At 68.1% G+C, this 3,956-nt stretch carries 3 protein-coding genes and 1 pseudogene; 2 read left to right on the forward strand and 2 right to left on the reverse strand.

Translation table 11 applies throughout. The features are described from left to right. Positions 1-207 precede the first annotated feature (207 nt). Positions 208-1,131, forward strand: coding sequence for a heme o synthase (locus VFX99_RS12395; RefSeq protein WP_414684376.1), 924 nt, complete (start codon positions 208-210; stop codon positions 1,129-1,131). Positions 1,132-1,496: 365 nt separating this feature from the next. On the opposite strand, the gene VFX99_RS12400 is transcribed toward VFX99_RS12395, so the two are convergent. After that, on the reverse strand, positions 1,497-1,895 hold the full coding sequence (locus VFX99_RS12400) for a dinucleotide-utilizing enzyme (protein WP_329666600.1): 399 nt from the start codon (positions 1,893-1,895) through the stop codon (positions 1,497-1,499). A gap of 181 nt (positions 1,896-2,076) precedes the next feature. Further along, entirely contained in the window at positions 2,077-3,072 is a 996-nt protein-coding gene (locus tag VFX99_RS12405) for a COX15/CtaA family protein (protein ID WP_329666601.1), read from the reverse strand. Positions 3,073-3,324: 252 nt separating this feature from the next. Here VFX99_RS12405 and VFX99_RS12410 point away from each other — a divergent pair. After that, positions 3,325-3,956, forward strand: a pseudogene (locus VFX99_RS12410) (Fe-S cluster assembly protein SufB); the annotation flags it as partial.

A 3,956-nucleotide genomic window follows, 5' to 3' on the forward strand; every position in this document is an offset into this window, starting at 1 on the left:
CGAAGCGGCATTCCGCCACGACTATGCGATACGTCGTATGACGGCAGTGTGGCAGGCCTGTCCGGCCGATTCGTGTCCTCCCGGTGTCGCCGTTGTATCGGGGTGCTCACACTCCGGAGGGCAGCGGTGTGAGACGGTGGCTCAGATGTCGTACGGCGCCGATGCCATAGACTCGAGACGCAGTTTCAGGCGGTCGAGCGGGGAGTGATGGACACCACGATGACGGCGGACGTGTCCGCCGCGCGACCCCGCTCGCTGGGCCGCACGATCCGTGCGTACATCGCGCTGACCAAGCCGCGCGTGCTCGAGCTGCTGCTGGTCACGACTGTTCCGGTGATGATCCTGGCGCAGGGCGGGCTCCCGAACCTCTGGCTCGTGCTGGCCACCGTGCTGGGCGGCTCGCTGAGCGCGGGTTCCGCTGCGGCGTTCAACATGTATCTCGACCGCGACATCGACGCGCACATGCAGCGGACGGTGAACCGCCCGCTCGTGACAGGGGAGGTCTCGCCGCGCGGCGCCCTGATCTTCGCGTGGACGCTGGCGGCGGCATCCACTGTCTGGCTGTGGTTCACGACCAACTGGCTCGCCGCCGTGCTGTCGGCGGGTGCCATCTTCTTCTACGTCGTGATCTACACGATGATCCTCAAGCGCCGCACCGAGCAGAACATCGTGTGGGGCGGCATCGCGGGATGCTTCCCGGTGCTGATCGGATGGTCTGCGGTCACCGGCTCCCTCGCGTGGACGCCGATGATCCTGTTCGCGCTGGTGTTCCTGTGGACGCCGCCGCACTACTGGCCCCTGTCGATGAAGTACAAGGACCAGTACGACGAGGTCGACGTTCCGATGCTCGGCGCGACCCGCAACAGCTCGCAGGTCGGGCTGCAGGTGATCCTGTATGCGTGGGCGACCGTGGCCTGCTCGCTGCTGCTGATCCCCGTGGCGGGCATGGGTCTCGTGTACACCGTGTCGGCGCTCGTGTTCGGCGGCTGGTTCATCTACGAATCGCACCGCCTCTACAACCGCGCGGTACGCGGCACCGAGCCGCGGCCGATGCGCGTGTTCCACGCCTCGATCACGTATCTCACGCTGCTGTTCGTCGCGATCGCGATCGACCCGCTGCTGCCCTTCTAGGGCGCTCTGGACCTGGCGCTCGCAGGACCGACTGCTCGCAGCGGTCGCCGAGCGCGGCGGAGTCGCCCGAGTCACGCGCCTGCGCGAACTCGGCCATTCCCGGCACACGGTTGCGCTCGCCATGGACCCCGGCACCCTGACGCGCTGCTCACGCTCAGGGGCTATCACGTGATCCGCATCGGCACCTTCAGGTGGTCGCCGCCTGGCCCTTCGTGCAGTGCGTGATCATGCAGGCCATCGCGCAGGGGCTGCATCTTGCACGCTGACGCCGGAGCGCGACACAACCTCGGAGATCTGCAGTTCTTCGGTCCCAGGGTCGGAATTCCGACCGCGGTTGTGCAGAACTCCGAGGTTGTGGCGGTGAGTCAGCGCTGCGGCGCGGGCTCGACCTCGACGACCGGAGCCGTCTCGGTGACGGGGGTCGTCTCGGCAACGGGGGCGTTCTCGAGCGCGTCCTCGTCATCCGACCAGTCGAGCGCCTCGATGATCTCTACGTCGGTCACCGGGACGAACGAGCGGATCACGGCGGTCACCAGGGTGAGCGCGAGACCCAGGATGCCCGTGGCGAGCAGGATGCCGCCGATGATCGCCCATACCTGGCCGACGTAGACGTCGACGGGGGTGGCGGTGCCGGCGGACAGGCCGACCGACATCACGGCGAGCTTGTCGACCGTCAGCCACGCGCCGACGGCGGCGGTGGCGAGCGATCCGACCAGGAGGATCCAGAACGGGATGCTGCGGACAAGGCTGGGACGAACGGTCATGCGTGAACTCCTCGATTGGTATGTGGTTCCGGGCGGGCCGGGTGTGCGGCCGACTCGGTCGTGTCGTTGCCGCCGGGCCGCTGCGCCGGGCACGGGATGCGCAGGACGCGACATCCGCCAGCATGGCCGGGCCTCCCGAGCCGCACGTGTGCGGATCCGATGAGCCGGCTATGAGTCCGAGTCAGCGACGGGTCGGCGCTGCCTCGACCGATCCAGCGTACGCTGAACGACCTCCGTCGACCTGAGCGGCAGCCTTGAGGTGCATCACGACCGCGGTCATCGCCGCGACGAGAAGCACCGCGAGGACCATGTGGATGTTGACCAGGATGATCGGGAGGCCCGTTCGCGCCTGCCAGAGTCCCACCGCGATCTGCGCGAGCTCGACGATGAGCAGCAGCCCCGTCCACAGGACGAGCCGCTGAGCCCGCGGCGTGCGCCACGCGCCGATGAACAGCAGGATCGAGACGGCGAGCAGGCCGTAGGCGGGCCACGAATGCACGTGCTGCATGACACCGGGGTCGAGGCCGTTGCGCGCAGCGCCGCCGTCGCCCGCGTGGGGTCCTGAGCCGGTCACGAGGATGCCGACCACGACAGTGACCAGCACCAGTGCGCTGGTGATGTGGGCGAGTGCTGCGAACCAGCCCGGCACGGCGCGCACCCGTGGCCCCGGCACGGCATAGACACGGGCGACCAGAACCGCCGCGAGCGCGACGAGCACCACCGACGCGAAGTAGTGCAACCCGACGACGTACGGGTTCAGGTTGGTCAGCACCGTGATGCCGCCGATGATCGCCTGGAGTGGGACATACAGGCCGATTCCCAGGGCGAGCCAGAAGAGGTCGCGCCGTTCGCGGCGCATCCGCACGACGAACAGGAACGTCGTGATCGCGACGATCACCAGGATGAACGTCAGCATCCGGTTGCCGAACTCGATGACGCCGTGGATCCCCATCTCGGGGGTGGGCACGAGCGACTCCGCAGTGCAGCGCGGCCAGGTCGGGCAGCCGAGCCCCGACCCGGTGAGACGCACGAGGCCGCCGGTGCCCACGATGCCCACCTGTACGGCCAGTGTCGCCCACGCCGCAGCGATGACCCGACCGTCGACGCGGGCGGGCAGCCACTCCCGGAATCGACGGAACACGCCGGTGCCGGCGCTGGTCGTGGGGTCCGCGGCCATCGGGCTTCGCCTCCTGGGAATGCGCTCCGGACGTGGCCGGAGGCGGCTCCGGCCACCGGCGGGGCGGCGGAAGCCTGTAGAATCAAAGGGTCGGATGCTGGCGCGTCGCGCTCCGCATCACTGACAGTGTAGGCGCGCAGGACTGCGCCACTTGATTGGGCCCACCGAGCGGCATCCCTCTTCGGAACTCCACCGGAGGAGCAGGAATGCCGGGGCGGATGACACCGTTGTGGCCCGGAGGAGAGTGTGACGATGTCGGATGTCCTGATCGACCGACCCGAGCTGGCAAGCCTCGGACAGTACGAGTTCGGCTGGCACGACGCCGACGCAGCCGGGGCCGCCGCTCAGCGTGGGCTGAGTGAAGCCGTGGTGCGTGGGATCTCCACCCTGAAGAACGAACCGGAGTGGATGCTCAAGTCCCGTCTGAAGGGGCTGCAGCTGTTCGAGCGCAAGCCGATGCCGACCTGGGGCGCCGACCTCAGCGAGATCGACTTCGACAACATCAAGTACTTCGTGCGCTCTACCGAGAAGCAGGCCGGATCGTGGGAGGAGCTCCCCGAGGAGATCCGCAACACGTACGAGCGCCTGGGCATCCCCGAGGCGGAGCGGCAGCGCCTCGTCGCCGGCGTGGCCGCGCAGTACGAGTCTGAGGTGGTCTACCACCAGATCAACGAGCAGCTCGAAGCCCAGGGCGTCATCTTCATGGACACCGACACGGCGCTGCGCGAGCACCCCGAGTTCTTCGAGGAGTACTTCGGCACGGTGATCCCCGCCGGCGACAACAAGTTCGCCGCACTGAACACGTCGGTGTGGTCGGGGGGCTCGTTCGTCTACGTCCCGCCGGGCGTGCACGTCGAGATCCCGCTGCAGGCCTACTTCCGCAT

It is taken from the genome of Microbacterium sp. (assembly GCF_036277215.1).
Classification (GTDB): Bacteria; Actinomycetota; Actinomycetes; order Actinomycetales; family Microbacteriaceae; genus Microbacterium.